Source organism: Mesorhizobium sp. M1A.F.Ca.IN.020.06.1.1 (assembly GCF_004023265.1).
Taxonomy (GTDB): Bacteria; Pseudomonadota; Alphaproteobacteria; order Rhizobiales; family Rhizobiaceae; genus Mesorhizobium.
The window spans coordinates 1-1,222 of the sequence record NZ_RZSR01001328.1; the positions used below are offsets into that span (position 1 = coordinate 1).

General features: G+C 60.3%; 2 pseudogenes. Both read right to left on the reverse strand.

The window, feature by feature from the left end:
• Nucleotides 1-577: pseudogene (locus EOA60_RS33715) on the reverse strand (sugar ABC transporter permease); the annotation flags it as partial.
• A pseudogene (locus tag EOA60_RS33720) lies at nt 574-1,215 on the reverse strand (ATP-binding cassette domain-containing protein); the annotation flags it as partial. The pseudogenes EOA60_RS33720 and EOA60_RS33715, both read right to left, overlap by 4 nt.
• Between the last annotated feature and the right edge of the window lie 7 nt (nt 1,216-1,222).

Sequence of the window (1,222 nt, forward strand, 5' to 3'; positions counted from 1 at the left end):
GGCCGATGACGTCGGGGATGAAGCCGGAGCTCAACGCCTTGAAGCTGTCGGGAAGCGGACCTACCGAGGAGCCGCCGCCAAGCAGTGCCTGGCAGATGCCGCGGAAGATCAGCATGCCCGCCAGCGTCACGATGAAGCTCGGTATTCGGTGATAGGCGATCCAATAGCCTTGCGCCGCGCCGATAAGCGCACCGACGATCAGGCAAACGATCGAGACCACCAGTGGATTGCTGAATATACCGAGCGGCCAGATGACCATCATCATTGCGGCAAGCGCGCCGATGAAGCCGGCGACCGATCCCACGCTGAGGTCGATATAGCCGGCGACGATCACCAGCAGCATGCCAAGCGCCATCACGATGATGAACGAGTTCTGCTGCACCAGGTTGCTGAGGTTGACCGGTTTGAACAGCGTGCCGGACGTCGTGTACTGGAAGAACAGCATGATGACGATCAGCGCGATGATCAGTCCGTATTCGCGCAGGTTCGTCGTCAGCGCCGAAACGGCGACACGCGGACCATGCTTGACGTCTTCGGCGACGCCGCTCTGCGGCGCGGGAGCGCTTTCTGTGCTCATGAGGCTTTTTTTCCTTCTCCCCGAACGATGGCGCGCATGATCTTTTCCTGGCTGGCGTCGCTTGCCGCCATTTCGCCGACGATACGCCCTTCGTTCATGACATAGATGCGGTCGGTGATGCCGAGCAATTCCGGCATTTCCGACGAGATGACGACGATTGCCTTTCCCTCTGCGGCGAGGCGGGCGATGATCGTGTAGATTTCGTACTTGGCGCCGACGTCAATGCCGCGCGTCGGTTCGTCGAGGATCAGCACTTCCGGGTCGGCGAACAGCCATTTCGACAGCACCACCTTCTGCTGGTTGCCGCCCGAAAGATTGCCGGTCAACTGATAGACGCTGGATGCGCGGATGTTGGTCTTCTTGCGATAGTCGTTGGCGACGCTCATCTCGCGCATGTCGTCGATGACGCCGCGGCTGGAGACGCCTCCCAAATTGGCCAGCGTCACGTTGTGCTTGATGTGGTCGATAAGGTTGAGGCCAAAGGTCTTGCGGTCCTCGGTGACATAGGCGATCCGGTTCTCCACCGCCTTGCTCACCGTCGAAAGATCGAGAGGCTTACCCCTGAGCAGGACCTCGCCGCTGATATGCCGGCCGTAGGAACGGCCGAACAGGCTCATCGCGAATTCGGTGCGGCCGGCATATCAG